20 protein-coding genes are annotated in these 18,854 nt (G+C 60.1%); 5 read left to right on the top strand and 15 right to left on the bottom strand.

Going from position 1 to position 18,854, the window contains the following annotated elements; genetic code table 11:
• Nucleotides 1-53 precede the first annotated feature (53 nt).
• Genes C1896_03380 through C1896_03370 form a run of 3 tightly spaced genes read left to right on the top strand, consistent with a single transcriptional unit; the run spans nt 54 to nt 2,551 of the window.
• Nucleotides 54-761, top strand: coding sequence for a methionine ABC transporter ATP-binding protein (locus C1896_03380; protein AZZ44039.1), 708 nt, complete (start codon nt 54-56; stop codon nt 759-761).
• 3 nt (nt 762-764) lie between these two features.
• Nucleotides 765-2,030: a peptide ABC transporter permease gene (locus tag C1896_03375; GenBank protein ID AZZ44038.1), complete on the top strand. Its 1,266-nt coding sequence runs from the start codon at nt 765-767 to the stop codon at nt 2,028-2,030.
• A gap of 8 nt (nt 2,031-2,038) precedes the next feature.
• Nucleotides 2,039-2,551, top strand: a complete 513-nt coding sequence (locus C1896_03370) for a DUF3299 domain-containing protein (protein ID AZZ44037.1) — start codon at nt 2,039-2,041, stop codon at nt 2,549-2,551.
• A gap of 321 nt (nt 2,552-2,872) precedes the next feature.
• On the opposite strand, the gene C1896_03365 is transcribed toward C1896_03370, so the two are convergent.
• The 6 genes from C1896_03365 to C1896_03340 are packed head-to-tail and all read right to left on the bottom strand — an operon-like array spanning nt 2,873 to nt 7,745.
• Nucleotides 2,873-3,964: a hypothetical protein gene (locus tag C1896_03365; protein AZZ44036.1), complete on the bottom strand. Its 1,092-nt coding sequence runs from the start codon at nt 3,962-3,964 to the stop codon at nt 2,873-2,875.
• Between the two features lies 1 nt (nt 3,965).
• Nucleotides 3,966-4,670 carry an energy transducer TonB gene (locus C1896_03360; GenBank protein AZZ44035.1) on the bottom strand — a complete coding sequence of 235 codons (705 nt, stop codon included), beginning with the start codon at nt 4,668-4,670 and terminating at the stop codon, nt 3,966-3,968.
• A complete protein-coding gene (locus tag C1896_03355) occupies nt 4,670-5,083 on the bottom strand; it encodes a biopolymer transporter ExbD (protein AZZ44034.1) in 414 nt (137 codons plus the stop codon). The genes C1896_03360 and C1896_03355 overlap by 1 nt, the downstream gene beginning before the upstream one ends.
• Before the next feature lie 10 nt (nt 5,084-5,093).
• Nucleotides 5,094-5,639, bottom strand: a complete 546-nt coding sequence (locus C1896_03350; protein AZZ44033.1) for a flagellar motor protein MotA — start codon at nt 5,637-5,639, stop codon at nt 5,094-5,096.
• Nucleotides 5,632-6,978 (bottom strand): flagellar motor protein MotA, encoded by a 1,347-nt coding sequence (locus C1896_03345; GenBank protein ID AZZ44032.1) that lies wholly within the window; start codon nt 6,976-6,978, stop codon nt 5,632-5,634. Before C1896_03345 ends, C1896_03350 begins: the two co-directional genes overlap by 8 nt.
• Nucleotides 6,975-7,745, bottom strand: coding sequence for a hypothetical protein (locus C1896_03340; GenBank protein ID AZZ44031.1), 771 nt, complete (start codon nt 7,743-7,745; stop codon nt 6,975-6,977). Before C1896_03340 ends, C1896_03345 begins: the two co-directional genes overlap by 4 nt.
• 198 nt (nt 7,746-7,943) lie before the next feature.
• On the opposite strand from C1896_03340, the gene C1896_03335 reads away from it, so the two are divergent.
• Nucleotides 7,944-8,621 (top strand): outer membrane protein OmpW, encoded by a 678-nt coding sequence (locus tag C1896_03335; protein ID AZZ44030.1) that lies wholly within the window; start codon nt 7,944-7,946, stop codon nt 8,619-8,621.
• Nucleotides 8,622-8,694: 73 nt separating this feature from the next.
• Here C1896_03335 and C1896_03330 read toward each other — a convergent pair whose 3' ends face one another.
• From C1896_03330 to C1896_03315, 4 genes are all read right to left on the bottom strand, one after another.
• Nucleotides 8,695-9,624, bottom strand: a complete 930-nt coding sequence (locus C1896_03330) for an NAD-dependent dehydratase (GenBank protein AZZ44029.1) — start codon at nt 9,622-9,624, stop codon at nt 8,695-8,697.
• Nucleotides 9,617-10,501 (bottom strand): dTDP-4-dehydrorhamnose reductase, encoded by an 885-nt coding sequence (locus C1896_03325; protein ID AZZ44028.1) that lies wholly within the window; start codon nt 10,499-10,501, stop codon nt 9,617-9,619. Before C1896_03325 ends, C1896_03330 begins: the two co-directional genes overlap by 8 nt.
• A 10-nt stretch (nt 10,502-10,511) precedes the next feature.
• Nucleotides 10,512-11,012 (bottom strand): single-stranded DNA-binding protein, encoded by a 501-nt coding sequence (locus tag C1896_03320; GenBank protein ID AZZ44027.1) that lies wholly within the window; start codon nt 11,010-11,012, stop codon nt 10,512-10,514.
• A 166-nt stretch (nt 11,013-11,178) separates the two neighbouring features.
• Nucleotides 11,179-12,546 (bottom strand): MFS transporter, encoded by a 1,368-nt coding sequence (locus C1896_03315; GenBank protein AZZ44026.1) that lies wholly within the window; start codon nt 12,544-12,546, stop codon nt 11,179-11,181.
• A gap of 131 nt (nt 12,547-12,677) precedes the next feature.
• Here C1896_03315 and C1896_03310 point away from each other — a divergent pair, with 131 nt between their 5' ends.
• The gene (locus C1896_03310) at nt 12,678-15,515 is read left to right on the top strand and encodes an excinuclease ABC subunit UvrA (GenBank protein AZZ44025.1); all 2,838 of its coding nucleotides are present in this window, start codon (nt 12,678-12,680) and stop codon (nt 15,513-15,515) included.
• Nucleotides 15,516-15,914: 399 nt separating this feature from the next.
• On the opposite strand, the gene rplQ is transcribed toward C1896_03310, so the two are convergent.
• Genes rplQ through C1896_03285 form a run of 5 tightly spaced genes read right to left on the bottom strand, consistent with a single transcriptional unit; the run spans nt 15,915 to nt 18,785 of the window.
• Entirely contained in the window at nt 15,915-16,301 is a 387-nt protein-coding gene (gene rplQ, locus C1896_03305) for a 50S ribosomal protein L17 (GenBank protein AZZ44024.1), read from the bottom strand.
• A gap of 45 nt (nt 16,302-16,346) precedes the next feature.
• Entirely contained in the window at nt 16,347-17,348 is a 1,002-nt protein-coding gene (locus C1896_03300; protein AZZ44023.1) for a DNA-directed RNA polymerase subunit alpha, read from the bottom strand.
• Nucleotides 17,349-17,370: 22 nt separating this feature from the next.
• The gene (locus C1896_03295) at nt 17,371-17,991 is read right to left on the bottom strand and encodes a 30S ribosomal protein S4 (GenBank protein AZZ44022.1); all 621 of its coding nucleotides are present in this window, start codon (nt 17,989-17,991) and stop codon (nt 17,371-17,373) included.
• A gap of 17 nt (nt 17,992-18,008) precedes the next feature.
• Nucleotides 18,009-18,398, bottom strand: coding sequence for a 30S ribosomal protein S11 (locus tag C1896_03290; GenBank protein ID AZZ44021.1), 390 nt, complete (start codon nt 18,396-18,398; stop codon nt 18,009-18,011).
• Between the two features lie 30 nt (nt 18,399-18,428).
• A complete protein-coding gene (locus tag C1896_03285; protein ID AZZ44020.1) occupies nt 18,429-18,785 on the bottom strand; it encodes a 30S ribosomal protein S13 in 357 nt (118 codons plus the stop codon).
• Nucleotides 18,786-18,854 lie beyond the last annotated feature (69 nt).

Below are 18,854 nucleotides of genomic sequence, written 5' to 3'. Positions count from 1 at the left end.
CCGCCTGGCCCGACGCAGTAAACTCACCGGCTCGCCTGACACGGATCATCTCGATGACCGCACCGTTGCTCGAACTGCACCAATTGGGTTTTGCCTGGCCGGGCCAGGCAGAGCTGCTCGACATCCCCAGCTTCACGCTGGCGCGCAACCAGAGCCTGTTTCTCAAGGGTCCGTCGGGCAGCGGCAAGACGACCCTGCTCGGACTGATCGGCGGCGTACAGAAAGCGCAACGCGGGACGGTTCGCCTGCTCGGCAGCGATCTCGCGGCGCTCTCTGCCGGTGCACGGGATCGCTTCCGGGTCGATCACACCGGCTACATCTTCCAGCAGTTCAACCTGCTGCCATTTCTTTCGGTGGCCGAAAACGTCAGCCTGCCTTGCCATTTCTCCAAGACAAGAGCAGAGCGCGCCCGCCAGCGGCATGGCAGCGTTGCGCAAGCGTCGGCAAGCCTGCTCCAGCATCTCGGCATTCCGAAAAGCCTGCTCGATCGACGTGCCGAAGCGCTGTCGATCGGCCAGCAACAACGCGTCGCCGCAGCGCGTGCACTGATCGGGCAGCCGGAACTGGTGATTGCCGACGAACCCACCTCTGCCCTCGACGCCGATAGTCGAGAAGCTTTTTTGCAGTTGCTGTTTGCCGAATGCGAACAGGCCGGGTCGAGCCTGTTGTTCGTCAGCCACGACCAGAGCCTGGCGCCACTGTTCGACCGTAGCCTCTCATTGGCAGACCTCAATCGCGCCGCTCGCGCCCCGGAGATGTAGGCCATGTACTTGTTGCGTCTGGCCTTGGCGAGCCTGAACAACCGCCGCTTCACTGCGCTGCTCACCGTATTCGCCATTGCGCTCTCGGTGTGCCTACTGCTCGCCGTAGAGCGCGTGCGCACCGAAGCCCGCGCCAGCTTTGCCAGCACCATCAGCGGCACCGATCTGATCGTCGGCGCCCGCTCCGGGTCGGTGAATCTGCTGCTGTATTCGGTGTTCCGGATCGGCAATGCCACTAACAACATTCGCTGGGAAAGCTTCGAGCATTTCGCCGAGCATCCCAGAGTCAGCTGGGCCATTCCCATTTCGCTGGGCGATTCTCACCGCGGCTATCGCGTGATGGGCACCAGCAGCGCCTATTTCGACCATTACCGTTACGGTCGCAAGCAGCCGCTGCAACTGGCGCAAGGTCGGCCATTCGCCGAAGACCCGTTTGAAGTGGTGCTGGGCGCCGAAGTGGCCGAGGCACTGAAATACACGCTGGACGACCAGCTGGTGCTGGCGCATGGCGTCGCCACGGTCAGCCTGGTCAAACATGACGACAAGCCTTTTCGTGTAGTCGGCATCCTCAAGCGCACCGGCACGCCGGTGGATCGCACGCTGCATATCAATTTGGCAGGCATGGAGGCGCTGCATATCGACTGGCAGAACGGCATGCCGGCGCGAGGTGCAGCGCGCATCGATGCCGAACAGGCGCGCCAGCTAGACCTACAACCCAAACAGATCACTGCCTTCATGTTGGGCCTCAACAGCAAGATCGCCACCTTCACGCTGCAGCGCGAAATCAATGGCTATCGTGGCGAGCCACTGCTGGCGATTCTGCCCGGCGTGGCGCTGCAGGAACTCTGGAGCCTGATGGGCACCGCTGAACAGGCGCTGTTCGTGGTGTCCTTGTTCGTCGTGCTGACCGGATTGATCGGCATGCTCACCGCCATTCTCACCAGCCTCAACGAGCGGCGCCGGGAGATGGCGATCTTGCGTTCGGTTGGGGCCCGGCCTTGGCATATCGCCGGTCTGCTGGTGGTCGAAGCTTTCAGCCTGGCACTTGCGGGTGCACTGTTCGGGCTCTTGCTGTTGTATGTCGCCATCGCGGTCGCGCAAGGGCCGCTGCAAAGTCACTACGGTCTTTATCTGCCGCTGGCACTGCCAAGCGCCTATGAGTGGTCATTGCTGGCGGGCATACTGCTGGCTGGGCTGTTGATGGGCTGTGTGCCGGCGTGGCGCGCCTATCGGCAGTCGCTGGCCGACGGCCTGTCGATCAGACTATGAGGAATTCCATGTCTCGCCTGCTGCTTGCCACCCTGCTCGCCCTCGCTGCGCCCTTCGCGGTTGCCGATGTTCGTGAGCTGCAATGGTCGGACCTGATCCCGGCAGACGCGCCGCCACCTCCACCGCCTGTGGCGCTTCACGACATGTCGCAACTGGCCGATGCACTCGCTGCGGAAGCGGGTCCGGCAGCGGCTCAGCAATCGCCGGCCGAGCCGGTCGTCAAAGAGCTAGATGGCGTTCAGGTCAAGCTGCCCGGCTACATTGTGCCGCTGGACATGAGCGAGGATGGGCGGGTGACGGAGTTTCTGCTGGTGCCCTACTTCGGCGCCTGTATTCACGTGCCGCCACCGCCTTCCAACCAGATCGTGCATGCCACCAGCGAGCTTGGCGTAAAGGTGGACGAGCTGTACCAGCCCTTTTGGATCGAAGGCCCGCTAAAAGTCGAACACGCCACCAGCGAACTGGCCGATGCCGGCTATCGCATGGAAGCGCAGAAGATCTACCTCTACGAGCTCGAATAAGGCAGCGGAACCCAGCCTGATCGGCAAGCTGAGCGGCATCGGGCAATACCACTCCTGCCCCCACGCCATTCATGCTGGTGCTGATTGGCTCTGGGATGCCTGCTGTCAACGCACTCCATGTACGAGCTGATAGCGATGCGTGTTATTTGCGCCGAACCGCTCTGCGTCGATCAGCGCTCTACGTCCATAACGCATAAACGCGAAACCCCGCCACTGTGGCGGGGTTTCTGTGTGCATCTGCTATGCAGCGTGCTCCACGCAAGACCTAATTGGCCCGAAATTGCCTGGACACCCCTTTCTCAAGCGGTCCAGACAACCCGATCAACGAGTACCGGCGATCTGGCGCTGCCGCTCGAAGCTGAGCTCGCCTTCGGCCCACTCGCGCCAGGAACGAACCTTGCGCCGTTCGGCGCCTGCACGCTCGGCCTGTTTCAGCGCATCGAGACCAGCCTGCCAGTGGGCTTGCTCCAGTTCCAACTGAGCAACGTTCAGCCAGAACTTGGCGCTACCGGATTGAGCCGCGAGATCGCGGTAGATCTGCGCCGCTTCCGAACGCTCGCGTGCCTGCCACCAGAGCATGCCCAGACGCTCACGCCGCTTGGCATCGCTGGCTAGAAGGCGTGACTCAAGCATGCCCTGCAGCAGCTTCGCACCTTGCCAGGGCTGGCCAGCGGCACCGGCAAGCAATACCAGATTGTCCAGCTCGGCTTCGCTGAAGCGCAGCCCCTTGGCATGGGCCGCACGCAGGGTTGCCAGCGCCTTGTCCTCATCGCCGGCCATCTGCTGCAAGCCTGCCAATTGCCGCCAGCTCTTGGCTTGATTCGGGTGACGGGCGAGAAGCCTGCTTTGCCAGCGCTCTGCTGTCTCGTAACGCTTCAGCTCAGCGTTACCGGCTACCAGAAACTGCAACCAGGTGTCGGCCGCGTTGGGGTTGGCCTGGACATAGCGTTCGCCCAGTGGCAATGCCTTGGCATGCTGCCCGAGCCCCTGATAAGCCTGCACCAGCATCTGCAGGACTTCTTCGCTTGCATTGGCGGGTGAGCCCAGCAGGCTGACGACCTTGGCATAGCGGCGTTCGACCAGGTTGAGTTTCGCCAGATTGAGCCGCTCGTTGGGCAGTATCGACTCGTCAAGTTTGCCACTGGCGATCGCCTTGTCGAGCAGGTCCAGCGCTTGTCGATTGTTGCCTTCAGCCCAGGCCAGATAGGCACGGCTGCGCCACAACAGTGCTTCCTCTGCGCTGCCCGGTTTCGCCTCGGCCTGTTTGAGCGCTCGGTGGGCAGCGCCGTAGTCCCCCTTCTCCTGCGCGCTCTGGGCACGTTCCAGCGCTTTGAACACCGAGGGATCGACGCTCTGCGCCGCTTGAGCCGATACAGCAAACAACAACGAGATCAATAACAGCAAACGGGGCATGTCAGCGTTCTCCTTGCAGGCGGAAATTCAGGGTTTTAACGGCTTCGCGCGATACCGCAGAACCGTTTTCGGTACGCGGTGCGAAACGCCAGCGGGCGGCAGCACGACGGGCCTCGCGATCAAACACGTTCGGCGGCGAAGCCTCCATCACTCGAATATTTTCGACCTTACCGGCGGCGGTGATGGTAAACGCGAGCTTGATATGGCCCTCGATACCGCGCTGACGCGCCCGATAAGGATATTCGGGACGCACATCATTGAGCGGCATGACCTCCTGCTCAGGTCCAGATTGCGATGCCGTCTCGTCCGCTGACGGCGCTGCAGGTGCCGGCGGTGCTGCCGGAGCGGACGCGGCCGTCAGTCCCGCGAGGCTGGGCGCGGGCGCACTTGCAACCGACACACCGGTATCGATGTTCGGCAAGGGCAGATCAAGCTTCGGCAGATTCGGGGTGGCCATGCTCGGTGTCGGCGGCGTTGGGGTCTGGGGTGTCTTGGGTTGAGGCGGTTGCGGTGCCTGCTGCCGCGAGCGGGTCGCAGTGCTTTCGTTGCGGTTGTCCATTCGAACGAAATTGGCGATGGCAACCGGGTCGTCGGTCACCTCGCTACGGGGCGGGTTAACCATGCTCAGCATCAACGCAAACAACAGCAACGCCACCACGCAGGCAGCGATGAAGGACAACCCGACGCGGGTCAGTCCACGAATCATCACTGCGCTCCCGAACTGGCGGCCAGGGCGACGTCCTGAACCCCGGCGAGGCGTGCCTGGTCCATCACCTGAACCACAAGACCGGTGCGCGCATCCTGATCGGCCTGCACCACGACTGCGCCTTCCGGCTGGTCGACACGCATGCGCTCGACGTGAGCCCTCACGCTGCGGACGTCCACGGCTTGCTTGTCGATCCAGACCTGACCATCGGCCGTCACCGCAATCAGGATGTTGCCTTTGTCCTGCGCGCTGGCGGTGTCAGCCTGTGGCCGCTGAACCTCGACGCCAGACTCCTTGATGAAAGAGCTGGTGACGATAAAAAAGATCAGCATGATGAAGACCACGTCGAGCATCGGCGTCAAGTCGATGCCGGTATCTTCTTCCTGCTGATAATGATGACGACGCATACGCATCCGTAAATCCTCAATCGTGACGCAGCTGGTCGGCCAGCCGGTCGAGAGCCAGGCGCGAAATACGTTCGAGACGCGCCAGGCTGAACAGTCCAGTAATGGCCAGCACCATGCCGGCCATGGTCGGCAGGGTCGCCTGCCATACGCCCGCTGCCATGCCGCGGGGGTTGCCGGTACCGTTGAGTGCCAACACATCGAACACCGCGATCATGCCGGTCACGGTGCCAAGCAATCCGAGCAACGGATACATTGCCACCATGGTCTTGCTCATCCGCAGCGGGCCGGAAAGCTGTTGCTGCGCTTGAGCGAGCCAGGCACTGCGTACCGCGCGCTGCCAGCTGCCAGGTTCGTTGGGCAGCTGACCCCAGGCCTGGCGACGGGCTTCCACCCAGCGCGGAAACACCCGGCGCATGAACCACAAACGCTCGAAGACCAGCGTCCAATACAGTACGCACAGCGCAGCCAGCGCCCACATCACCGCGCCGCCCGCCGCCATGAAGTCGAGCAGCGCATGACCGCTGTCGACCAGACGCAGCCATTGGCCATGCAGATCAGTCACGACGCGGAGTCCCCGAAAGATGCAGCGCGATCAGGCCAGCACTTTGCTGTTCGAGCAGCTGGATCAGCGCCTTGCTGCGGCTGGCCAGCAGGCTATGCAGGAACAACAGCGGTATCGCTACAACCAGACCCAACACCGTGGTTACCAATGCCTGGGAAATACCGTCAGCCATCAGCCGAGAGTCACCACCGCCACTCTGCGTAATCGCCTGGAAGGTCACGATCATGCCGGTCACCGTACCCAGCAGGCCGAGCAACGGCGCGACGGCGCTAAGCAACTTGAGCAGTGGCTGACCGCGTTCGAGTGGCGGTGTTTCCTGAAGAATCGCCTCGTCGAGCTTGAGCTCAAGCGTCTCGAGATCGGACAGCTGTGGCTTCGGTCCCAACACGCCGATGATGCGCCCCAGCGGGTTGTCGTCACGCGGTTGATTGAGCTCGCGCGTCTGCCGGCTCACTGCTCGCCCAACCCGTGCCAGGTAGACCATGCGCCAGATGGCGAGGATCAGGCCGACGGCACCCAAGGCAAGAATCACCCAGCCGACCAGCCCGCCCTGCTGAACGCGGTCCCACAGTTGCGGCTGACGCTGCAGTTGAGCCAGCAACGAGCCGCGGCTCGGGTCGATCGGCAGAGTGGCCAACGCCTCGCTGCTGTCGACATAGTCATTGACCATCCCCATGCCGGCAGGCTGGCGGCTAGGCGTCAGCAATTCGCGGGCGTCGCTGTCGTAGCGAAGGAAATCATCGGCAGTGAACGCCGAGAAGTTACCGACCCGCAGGACCGGCTGGGTGGTGCGCTGCCCGTCGACGCCCACTACCGGCAGCTCAACACGCTCCACCTGGCCACTGGCCGTAAGGTCTTCAAGCAGGGTCATCCAGAAGCTGTCCAGATCCTCAGCTGACGGCAGCGTGCGGCTTTCCGCCAATGCCCGCAGACGCTGCAGGCGCTCCGGGTATTGCGCGTTGAGCAGGCTGTCCTGCCATTGCCCGGCGATGTCACCAGCACTCTGCCGCACCACGCCGAACAGTTCTCCAAGGTGACCGACGCGCTGCGCCAGCAGCTTTTCCTGCTCGGCCAACGCGGCTTCCTGGCGGTCGAATTCTGTCTTCAGACGCTCGGCTTCGGCTTTCTGTTGTTCAAGCGCGGCGTTGGCTCGCGCCAGCAGTTGGGCTTGCTCGCTGCGATTCTGGATAAAGGCCTGCTCGCGCGCTTGCATGGCGTCGACTTCCGCGGCGCGTTCGCTGCGAATGCGCTGCAGCAGCTGGTCAGGACTCAACGGTTCGGCAGCCTGAACCATTGCCGGCAACAAGCCGATGAGCAACAACGTCAACAAGCGGCTCATTGCGCAGCCTCCTTGGCCAGGGTCTTGATGGGCAGTTCGAGCCAGGTTGGGGCTTGCTGTTGACGAGCGATGGCGATGGCCTTGGTGATTGGTCGACGCGCGCTGCCATCGAGTACTTCCCAGGCGCGGGTCTGCGGATTCCACCAACCGCTTTCGTGAGCATCCAGCGTCTGGTAATACAGCATGGTCCGCCCCAGGCGCAGGAATTCAACGCTGCGGCTGCCACCTTCGACCGGCAGCTCACCGCGCCAGGCTTCCAGGGTACGTCCGTAATCGCTCTCGATCTGATAGGCCTCGAGGATGCGCCGGTATTTTTCAGCGAGGCTGACGTCTGCGCGCGCCTGCATGTCCTGCAGGCTGGCGAGGCGATCGGCGCGCTCGTCGGGGAGGAACGGCAGGTCTGCCGCGATGAACTCCTCGAGCACTTCGATCATCCGCCCCATCTGCGGTGCAACGGCTTCCTGGGTGCGTTCGATGCTGTCCAACTGACGCTGGAATCCATCCAGTTCCTTGCGCTGCGCAGCGGTCAGCTCGACCAGCTGCTCGTTGTAGGCCTTCAGGGCCTCCGCCTGCTGAACGGCGTTGCGGTATTCGGTGAGCATCTGCCGCGTCGCGTCATCGAGCTGCTCGATACGCGCCTGCGAGGCTTTGGCCTCAGCAGCCAGCTGCTGGCTTTCTTCCAGCGCAGCGTCCAGCGGAGCTGCATGGAGCTGCATGCAGCAGGGCAACACGGCGACCGCCAAGAGGCGGGGTATAAGGGCTTGCATTGATGGGTCCTTGCAGACGAAGGTCAGACCAGAAAAGAGAAACATTATCATCTAGATCCGCAAAAGAAGGCAACCCGGGCAATACGTCGCAGCTCGGATAAAGCGGAACGTTTCGTTGAGCTGGATCAAAGTCGGCGGGCCCGCACGCCCTACCATGGCCACCAGTCGCAACACACCATGTCTGGATGGAGTTCCATTATGCGTAAGACCCTGTTTACCGCGTCCGTGCTGGCCCTGGCGCTGGCCGCCCCCTTCGCCCAGGCTTTCGAAGCCGGGGACATCATCGTTCGCGCTGGTGCTATTACCGTTGACCCGCACGAAGATAGCAGTTCTATCTCTACCGCAGTCACCGGCCCGCTTGCTGGCACGAAGGCAACACTCGACAGCGATACTCAGCTCGGCCTCAACTTCGCCTACATGGTCACCGACAAAGTCGGCATCGAACTGCTGGCCGCTACGCCGTTCAGCCACGACGTTGGCGTCAAAGGTCTTGGCGCACCGCTGGACGGTAAATTCGGAACCATCAAACACCTGCCGCCGACCCTGAGCGTTATCTACTACCCGCTGGATAAAACGTCGGCGTTCCAACCGTATGCTGGGGCTGGTGTCAACTACACATGGTTCTTCGACGACAAGTTGAGCAGCCAGGCTGAGGGCAATGGCTTCAACGGCTTGGACCTGAAAGATTCTTGGGGCCTGGCTGCGCAAGTAGGCATGGATTACATGCTCACAGACAACATCATGCTCAACGCCCAAGTTCGCTATATCGACATCGATACTGAAGCCACTTCCAACCACGCGGCACTGGGCAAGGTCAAAGTCGACGTAGACGTCGACCCCTTCGTCTACATGGTCGGTCTCGGCTACAAGTTCTGAAGCCGTCGGCATTGCCGAATCTCAGACAAGACAAAGGCGCCTCTCGGCGCCTTTTCTATGCCCGCGGATAACGCTACAAACCTAGCAATTTCGCCAGGCCGTCGCGCATTCCGGTAGCAGGCTCAGGTAAACGATAGCGCTGCAGCAGCCGCGTATTGTTAGCTCGCGAATGACGGATATCTCCCTGTCGCGCCGCCTGGTACCTCACCTCGGGCAATCCGCCCAGCACATCGCCAACCGCATCGAGCAGCTGGTTCAAAGAGGTTGCCTGGTTCAAACCAACATTTACAGCCCCCACCTCCACAACAGGCAGCTCTAGCGCCTGCAGCAGCAGCTCTACCAGATCGCCTACGTAGAGGAAATCCCGGGTCTGCTGTCCATCCCCATAAACAGCAATAGGCAATCCCTTCTGTGCCCGCTCGGTAAAAATGCTGATCACACCTGAATAGGGAGAGGATGGATCCTGCCGCGGGCCGTAAATATTGAAGAAGCGGAAGACTGCTGGCTCAAGTCCATGCTGACGCCGATAGAAATCGAGATAGTGCTCGCTGGCCAGCTTGTCCGCCGCGTATGGAGTCAAGGGCGCCTTGGGCGTGTCCTCGTCGATGGGCTGGCCTTCGCCATTGTTGCCGTAGATCGCCGCGCTGGAAGCGAAAACAACCCGGCGTACGCCCGTCTCGCGCATGGCCTCACACAAATTCAGCGTACCGACCAGATTGCTCTGGTGCGTGCCAACCGGGTCATCGACCGAAGCCTGTACCGACGCCACCGCGGCAAGGTGCACAACGGCGCGACAGCCCTGAACTGCGCTGCGCATGGCTTGTGCATCCGCCACATCACGCACAATCAGCTCAACGCTCGGATCGTCCGGTAAATTGCTGCGTTTTCCGGTGGACAGGTTGTCCAGAACCCTAACAGGGTAGCCTCGCGCGACAAGCGCATCGATAAGGTTGGAGCCAATGAAACCGGCGCCACCGGTAACCAGAATCGGCAAGTCAGCCATGTCGATAGTAGCGCTCCAGCAGGCTCGGCAGCCCAGTGCGCCAGGCGCGCGGCTTGATGCCGAAGGTATTGAATATCTTCTTGCACGCCAGCACGCCATGCTGCGGCTCGTCCGCTGCATCCGAGCAGGCGGCGTGTGCGATGGGAGTCAGGCTCGCAACCGCCAGCTGGCGATGGTTAGCCGCTTCGGCCAGAAGCGCTTGGCCAACCACCAACGGGGTTGACGCCTCGTGCCCACCATAGTGATAGGTGCCCCACAACGGCGCCTCGCAATCGAGCTGCTTCAACACAGCCAGAATGACCCGCGCAGCATCTTCAACGGGCGTAGGGTTGCCGCGACGATCATCAGCGAGACACAGCTCGTCGTTCTGCTCAAGACGCTGAAGGAACCGACCCAGCAAGCCCTCTGAGCTATCGTCGAGCAACCAACCAAACCGCAGCAAAACGTGCCGAGGGCAAAGCGAACGCACACTCTGCTCCATACGCCAAAGGGCGCAGCTGCGAGCATCCAACGGCGCCACCTCGTCTTTCTCGCTGTAGGAGGTGGTTCTGGCCCCATCAAAGACGCGGTAGCTGGACGGCTGCATCAGTACAAACTGATGATGCTGGCCCAGTTCGGCCAGGCGCTCGACTGCGCGCTCTTGACTGGCGAGTACCGCTTCATCGACACGCCCGCTCTGGAACCAGTCGAAGTAATAGGCGAGGTTGATAACGATATCCGGGCGGTTATCGTCGAGCAAAGTAGTCAGACTTGGCGCATCCCAGCCCTGACTGGGTGGGCGTGGCGCGAGGAAGCCGATGTCCTCCTCGGCACCCAGGCGGATAAGCGCCTGACCCAGGGCATTACCGCCGCCCAACAGCATCAGGCGCATTCGCATGGAGTGAACTCTAGAACGGGATATCGTCGTCGAAGCTGTCGTAGTCCGGGGCCGGCTGCTGGGCAGGCTGCGGCTGAGACTGCGGGCGCGATTGTTGTTGCTGTTGCGGCTGGGAGTCACGCTGGGGGCGTGGCTGAGACTGACGAGGCGCATCGTCGGAACTGCCACCACGGCCACCGAGTAGCTGCATGGTGCCGCCCATGTCCACAACCACCTCCGTGGTGTAGCGCTTGACGCCATCCTTTTCCCACTCTCGGGTTTGCAGGCGACCCTCGATATAACACTGCGAGCCCTTGCGCAGATACTCGCCAGCAATCTCGGCAACCTTGCCGAACAGCACGACACGATGCCACTCGGTGCGCTCCTGCTGCTGGCCAGTCTGCTTGTCTTTCCAGCTGTCGGTGGTGGCCAGCGTGATATTGGTCACCGCATTGCCATTGGGCATGTAGCGGGTTTCCGGGTCGCCGCCGACATTGCCGATCAAGATGACTTTATTCACCCCTCTGGCCATGGGTAACTCCTTTGCTGAAACATGAATGTAGTTGGCTGAAATCCTCGCAATCGGGAAACAACCAATGACCGGCAATCTTACCCTACCGCCGGAGGTCGGCCAACCGGCGCGACCGGACGATGCCCAAAGCCTCAAGTTTGTCGACGGGCAATGTGGCGTCGCTCGATCAGGCCACCAAGTGATCCAGTGCAGCTCGATCCAGCGCCTTCAGGTCCACCTTCACATAAGCAGCGGCCTCCTCGACGATGACCACTGCGTCGGACACACCAGGGACCGCCATCATCTGTTCCGTGAGTGCGGGATTACGCGCAGCCCCGGCCGACAGCGGCAGACGAAGCCCCGTGACATAGGGAGGCTCACGCATACTCCAAGTCACGGCAAACCAGAGCGCGCAGAGCGCTGCACAACCAGCAAATACCAGGCCTAGCCCACCCTGCTGATAGAGCCAACCGCCAAGCACGCCGCCCAGGCCGGAGCCGAGAAACTGACTCGTTGAGTAAATCCCCATCGCCGTTCCCTTGCCACCTGCGGGGGCGACCTTGCTAATCAGCGACGGTAACGAAGCTTCCAGCAAGTTGAATGCGATGAAGAACACGATCATGCCGGCGACCAGCGACCAGAGCCGATTGCCGAACCACCAGAGAAACAACTCGGAGAGCACCAGTACGGCTACCGCGCCAAGTACCACGCGCTTCATCTGGCGCTTCTTTTCCCCATATATGATGAAAGGCACCATGCCGAAGAAACCCACCACCAGTGCGGTGAGGTACACCCACCAATGCTCTTCCTTGGGCAAAGCGGCTTCATTCACAAGCGCTAACGGCAACGCCACGAAGCTGGCCATGAGAACGGCATGGAGCGCGAAAATACTGAAATCAAGCCGCAGCAGGTCTGGATGGCGAAGCGTTGCTCCCAGCGCCTGTCTGGCGACCCCTGATTCGCGGTGCCGGATATGTGCTGGCGCGCGCGGAAGCACGGCTACGACGAGAATGCCCAGCACCGCCATGCCTCCCGTTACCCAGAACAACCCTGAGAGTCCGAATGCGCTTGTCAGTAGCGGACCGACAACCATCGCCACCGCGAACGATACGCCGATGCTCATGCCAATCATCGCCATTGCTTTGGTGCGATGCTGTTCCCGAGTCAGGTCGGATAGTAAGGCCATTACCGCAGCCGAAATTGCACCTGCCCCTTGCAGGACGCGACCGGCGATAACCCCCCAGATGGTGTCGGCCGTTGCGGCGAGCACAGCGCCAGCGGCAAAGATCAGTAGCCCGAAATAGATCACCGGAAGGCGTCCAATTCGATCGGAAATCATTCCGAACGGAATTTGCAGCATCGCTTGGGTCAAACCATAAGCACCAATGGCGAGACCAATGAGTGCCGGCGTTGCGCCCTGCAGATCCATACCATAGGTTGCCAGCACCGGCAGAACCATGAACATGCCGAGCATGCGAAACGCGAAAACCAGGGCTAAGCCGGAGGCTGCACGGGTTTCGCTAGCGCTCATGCGCTCGCTGTAAGGATCATGCATGTGGGGTCTCGCTTGAATTAACCGGCGGCGATTCTAGCAGTCATCCCCTGCTCGGCACAGGCTCGCTACTTTGCCGCGATGTCGCCCCTGGCCGTATACTTTCGGGTTTTCGCCCGCCATGCGAGGCTGCTTTGGACAAGATTCTGATTCGTGGGGCTCGTACCCACAACCTGAAAAACATCGACCTGACCTTGCCACGCGACAAACTGATCGTGATCACAGGCCTGTCCGGTTCGGGCAAGTCCTCGCTGGCCTTCGACACGCTTTATGCCGAGGGCCAGCGCCGCTACGTCGAATCCCTATCGGCGTACGCCCGGCAATTCCTCTCGATAATGGAAAAGCCCGACGTCGATACGATCGAAGGGCTCTCTCCTGCCATTTCCATTGAGCAAAAGTCGACCTCGCACAATCCGCGCTCCACGGTTGGCACCATTACCGAGATCTACGATTACCTGCGGCTGCTCTATGCACGCGCTGGCACGCCACGATGCCCCGACCATGACGCGCCACTGGAGGCCCAGACGGTGAGCCAGATGGTCGACCAGGTGCTTGCACTGCCGGAAGGCCGCAAGCTGATGCTGCTAGCCCCGGTCATCCGCGAGCGCAAGGGCGAGCACTTGGCGGTATTCGACGAGCTGCGCGCTCAGGGCTTTGTACGCGCGCGGGTAAACGGTCGGCTCTACGAACTTGATGAGCTGCCCAAGCTGGACAAGCAGAAAAAACACTCCATCGACGTTGTGGTCGATCGCTTCAAGGTCCGGAGCGATCTGCAGCAACGACTTGCTGAATCATTCGAAACCGCATTGAAGCTCGCCGACGGCATTGCTCTGGTCGCCTCGATGGAGGAAGAGGATGAAAGCGACGAGATGATTTTCTCCGCCCGCTTCGCCTGCCCCATCTGCGGGCACTCGATCAGCGAGCTGGAGCCCAAGCTATTCTCGTTCAACAATCCAGCCGGGGCTTGCCCGACCTGCGACGGCCTTGGCGTGAAACAGTTCTTCGACGCCAAGCGCCTAGTCAATGGCGAGCTGACGCTGGCTGAAGGTGCTATTCGTGGCTGGGATCGCCGCAACGTCTATTACTTTCAGATGCTCGGTTCACTCGCCTCGCATTACGGCTTCAGTCTCGACGAACCGTTTGACTCACTACCGCCTGACCAGCAGAAGTTCGTTTTGCGCGGCAGCGGCAAGGAGAATGTCGACTTTCGTTACCTGAACGACCGCGGCGACATCGTCAAACGCTCGCACCCCTTCGAGGGCATCATTCCCAACCTCGAGCGCCGTTACCGCGAAACCGAGTCCAATTCGGTGCGTGAGGAACTGGCCAAATATCTCAGCACCCAGCCGTGCCCGGAATGTCGAGGCACCCGGCTGCGCCGCGAAGCTCGCCATGTCTGGGTCGGCGACAAGACGCTACCCGCAGTGACCGGGCTGCCAATTGGCGATGCCACCGAGTATTTCGGGGGGCTCACGCTACCCGGCCGCCGCGGCGAGATTGCCGATAAGATCCTCAAGGAAATCTGCGAGCGCCTCCAGTTTCTGGTCAATGTGGGCCTCGATTATCTGACCTTGGACCGCAGCGCTGACACGCTCTCCGGCGGCGAAGCTCAGCGCATCCGCCTGGCGAGCCAGATTGGTGCCGGCCTGGTCGGCGTCATGTACATCCTCGACGAACCTTCGATCGGGCTCCATCAGCGGGACAACGAGCGCCTGCTGGGCACGCTTCGCCACCTACGGGACATCGGCAATACCGTCATCGTCGTAGAGCACGACGAAGACGCCATCCGTATGGCGGATTATGTGGTCGATATCGGACCGGGCGCCGGCGTTCATGGTGGCCAGATCGTCGCTGAAGGCACGCCAGACGAGGTAATGAGTAACCCCGCCTCGCTTACAGGCGGCTACCTTTCGGGCCGAGTGAAGATCCTCTACCCCGAAAAGCGCACTCCGCGCGATCCTGAAAAACTGCTGAGGTTGAAAGGCGCCCGCGGCAACAATCTACGTAACGTCGATCTAGAGATTCCGGTTGGACTGCTTACCTGCATCACCGGCGTGTCCGGGTCGGGCAAATCGACGCTAATCAACAATACGCTGTTTCCGATCACCGCCACCGCCCTGAACGGCGCTACCACTCTTGAAGTGTCGCCGCACGATTCGTTCGACGGCCTGCAGCATCTGGACAAGGTGGTGGACATAGACCAAAGCCCGATCGGCCGTACGCCACGCTCCAACCCGGCCACCTACACTGGGCTTTTCACGCCTATTCGAGAACTCTTTGCTGGCGTGCCGGAAGCACGTTCACGCGGCTATGGCCCCGGGCGCTTTTCCTTCAACGTCAAAGGTGGGAGATGCGAAGCCTGCCAGGGCGACGGCGTGATCAAGGTGGAGATGCACTTCCTTCCGGACATCTACGTGCCCTGCGACGTATGCAAGGGCAAACGCTATAACCGCGAAACACTAGAGGTGAAGTACAAAGGCAAGAGCATCACGGAAGTATTGGGAATGACGATCGAAGAAGCCCGGGAATTCTTCGATCCGGTCCCTGCGGTGGCGCGCAAGCTGCAAACGCTGATGGATGTCGGGCTCTCCTATATCAAGTTAGGACAGAGCGCTACCACCCTTTCAGGCGGAGAGGCTCAGCGGGTCAAATTGTCACGCGAACTCTCCAAACGCGACACCGGCAAGACGCTCTACATCCTCGATGAACCAACCACCGGCTTGCACTTTGCCGATATTCAGCAACTGCTGGACGTCTTGCACAGGCTGCGCGACCACGGCAACACGGTGGTAGTCATCGAACACAACCTGGATGTGATCAAGACGGCCGACTGGCTAGTCGATCTAGGACCGGAAGGAGGCTCGAAGGGCGGGCAGATAATCGCAACAGGTACACCGGAACAAGTCGCCTCAATGCCCCAGTCACATACCGGCCACTTCCTAAGACCCTTGCTGGAGCGCGACAAGACCTAACAGCAATAGAAGCCGGGTATAGCGCCCGGCTTTAGCATCAGCTGCTATCCGGCTATTCCTCATTCCTCCTGAGGGACGCTCACCCTATTGGCGGTCGACGACGTCTCCCTGCCTGCCGCCAACAACCGTAACGCGCGCGTGGCTGAACGAGCAGATACATAGCGAGCCCATGACCACCGGCCTAACGAACTGTGATTCGCAGCAAACGAAGAGCAGCTATCTTAAGCGGCCATGTTTCGCTCATATCTCCTTGAGCTGAATGCCAGGCGATTGCCCTGATGTTCTAGAGAGATGCCTTCAGAAAGCCAACACATCAATCAGAGCAGAGCAATAACCAGGAACTAATCTACCCGCATAAAAAAACCGAGCATACGCTCGGTTTTTTTAAGCAAGCAAAACTTACTCAGCAGCTTCCACTTCACCAGTGACCGGACGGTCAACCAGCTCAACGTAAGCCATCGGCGCATTGTCCCCGGCGCGGAATCCGCACTTGAGAATACGCAGGTAACCACCTTGACGGGTGGCATAACGCGGGCCGAGATCGTTGAACAGCTTGCCAACGATAGCCTTGGAGCGAGTACGGTCGAAAGCCAGGCGACGGTTAGCGACGCTGTCTTCCTTAGCCAAAGTGATCAGCGGCTCAGCTACGCGACGCAGTTCCTTGGCCTTGGGCAGGGTTGTTTTGATCAGTTCGTGCTCGAACAGCGACACCGCCATGTTCTGGAACATGGCCTTGCGGTGAGCGCTTGTGCGGCTGAGATGACGGCCACTTTTACGATGACGCATGATTGAAATTCCTTACCAAACGATCAGTTCGGTGACTATGGTCGATCAGGCCGTAGCCTTATCGTCCTTCTTGAGACTGGCTGGCGGCCAATTGTCGAGGCGCATGCCGAGGGACAGACCACGAGAAGCCAGAACATCTTTGATTTCGGTCAGAGATTTCTTGCCCAGGTTCGGCGTCTTCAACAGCTCGACTTCGGTGCGCTGAATCAGATCACCGATGTAGTAGATGTTTTCTGCCTTGAGGCAGTTCGCCGAACGTACGGTCAGTTCCAAATCGTCAACTGGACGCAACAGGATCGGATCGATCTCGTCTTCCTGCTCGACCACGACCGGCTCGCTGTCACCCTTGAGGTCGACGAACGCGGCCAACTGCTGCTGCAGAATGGTCGCGGCACGACGGATCGCTTCTTCAGGATCCAGGGTTCCGTTGGTTTCCAGGTCGATAACCAGCTTGTCCAAGTTGGTACGCTGCTCAACACGAGCATTTTCGACAACATAAGCCACGCGACGGACCGGGCTGAAGGTTGCGTCGAGCTGAAGACGGCCAATACTGCGGCTTTCATCTTCATCGCTCTGACGCGCATCAGCCGGCTCGTAGCCACGGCCGCGAGCGACCTTCAGCTTCATGTTGATCGAACCATTAGCCGCCAGGTTGGCGATCAGGTGATCACCATTGACGATTTCGACATCGTGATCCAGCTGGATATCGGCAGCGGTAACAGCGCCCGCGCCCTTCTTCACCAGGCTCAAGGTCACTTCATCACGGCCGTGCAGCTTGATGGCGATACCTTTGAGGTTCAGCAGGATTTCGATGACATCTTCCTGCACGCCCTCGATGGCGCTGTACTCGTGGAGCACACCGTCGATCTCAGCCTCGACCACAGCGCAGCCGGGCATGGAGGACAACAGAATACGACGCAGCGCGTTGCCCAGGGTATGGCCAAAACCGCGCTCGAGTGGCTCGAGTGTGATCTTGGCACGGGTCGGACTGACCACCTGCACATCGATATGGCGGGGGGTCAGGAACTCATTTACCGAAATCTGCATGGATACACCTATTTTCTAGCCCTTACTTGGAGTAGAGCTCGACAATCAGGTTTTCGTTAATGTCGGCTGACAGATCACTGCGCGCCGGAACATTCTTGAAAACACCGGATTTCTTGTCGGCATCTACTTCGACCCATTCAACGCGACCGCGCTGTACGCACAGTTCAAGGGCTTGGGCGATACGCAGCTGGTTGCGGCACTTCTCACGAACGGCTACCACGTCACCAGCTTTGACCTGGTAAGACGGAACGTTCACGGTCTGACCGTTCACGCTGATCGACTTGTGCGAGACCAGCTGACGCGATTCGGCACGAGTAGAGCCAAAGCCCATGCGATACACGACGTTATCCAGACGGCACTCGAGCAGTTGCAGAAGGTTTTCACCGGTAGCGCCCTTGCGGCTGGCAGCTTCCTTGTAATAACCGCTGAACTGACGCTCGAGAACACCATAGATCCGGCGGACTTTTTGCTTCTCACGCAACTGGGTACCGTAGTCAGACAAACGACCACGACGCTGACCGTGAACACCCGGTGGGGTTTCGATGTTGCACTTCGATTCGAGCGCGCGCACACCACTCTTCAAGAAGAGATCGGTGCCTTCACGACGAGACAGTTTGCACTTGGGACCAATATAACGAGCCATTTCTCACTGTCTCCTGATTACACGCGGCGCTTCTTCGGCGGACGGCACCCGTTGTGCGGGATCGGCGTCACGTCGGTGATGCTGGCGATTTTATAACCACAACCATTCAATGCACGAACGGCAGATTCACGACCCGGACCAGGACCCTTGACGTTAACGTCTAGGTTCTTCAGGCCATACTCCAGCGCAGCTTGACCAGCACGCTCGGCAGCCACCTGGGCAGCGAACGGGGTGCTCTTACGTGAACCGCGGAAGCCGGATCCACCAGACGTCGCCCAGGACAACGCATTGCCCTGACGGTCGGTGATAGTGATGATGGTGTTGTTAAAAGAAGCGTGGATATGGGCGATGCCATCAACCACCGTCTTTTTTACTTTTTTACGAGGACGAGCAGCAGGTTTTGCCATGATTAGATTCCTGTCGATGCGCTAATGCGATTACTTGCGGATCGGCTTACGCGGACCCTTACGGGTACGAGCGTTGGTCTTGGTACGCTGACCGCGGACCGGCAGACCACGACGATGACGCAGGCCGCGATAGCAACCCAGGTCCATCAAGCGCTTGATCTTCATGTTGACTTCGCGACGCAGGTCACCTTCAACGATGAACTTGCCCACTTCGCCACGAAGCAGTTCAACCTGCTCGTCACTAAGATCCTTGATTTTTGCTGCCGGGTTTACACCGGTAGCGGCACAGATTGTCTGTGCGCGAGTGCGACCAACACCATAGATGTAGGTCAGCGAGATAACAGTGTGCTTGTTATCCGGAATGTTTACGCCTGCAATACGGGCCATTCAGTGAAACTCCAATTGACAGCTACCCAACGCCCCGGAAGCCAAGAAAAGGGCGCGAGATACTAACGC

Source organism: Pseudomonadaceae bacterium SI-3 (assembly GCA_004010935.1).
GTDB lineage: Bacteria > Pseudomonadota > Gammaproteobacteria > Pseudomonadales > Pseudomonadaceae > Stutzerimonas.
This window is presented reverse-complemented; position numbering and strand designations above follow the sequence as displayed.